Raw genomic sequence first — 385 nt, forward strand, 5'->3', positions numbered from 1 at the left:
TTCACGTCCCTGTCCGTGTCGGAAACCTCGTCGAGTTAACGGCTCGCGTGATCCGTATCGGGCGCTCATCAATGACGGTCACGGTCGACGTCATCAGCGAAGCACTGATTTCGGGAGAACGCCAATTAGCGGTTCGGGGCACGTTCGAGATGGTTGCCGTCGACGCGGCAGGAAAGCCGACCCCGATCGAAGCAAACTCAACCCATACGCCTGCCCACTGAGGAGACGATTTCGTGAAGCTGCATACCGTCCGAGCCGCCCGTTCTGCCGACCGTCTACCCCGCAACGAGCAGCTTGCCTGGAAGATTGCGGGGGTCGCTGCCGATCCGGTTGCGGTCGAGCCCGCGGTGGTGGAGATGATCGGAAACCGGATTATCGACAATGC

1 protein-coding gene and 1 pseudogene are annotated in these 385 nt (G+C 60.8%); both read left to right on the forward strand.

Going from position 1 to position 385, the window contains the following annotated elements; translation table 11 throughout:
- Window positions 1-221 (forward strand): acyl-CoA thioesterase (locus DY467_RS26065; protein WP_283811836.1); only part of this gene is annotated, 221 nt, incomplete at its 5' end.
- A gap of 12 nt (window positions 222-233) precedes the next feature.
- Window positions 234-385: pseudogene (locus DY467_RS26820) on the forward strand (MmgE/PrpD family protein); the annotation flags it as partial.

The organism is Rhodopseudomonas sp. BR0G17 (assembly GCF_010907025.1).
GTDB classification, from domain to species: Bacteria; Pseudomonadota; Alphaproteobacteria; order Rhizobiales; family Xanthobacteraceae; genus Rhodopseudomonas; species Rhodopseudomonas palustris_H.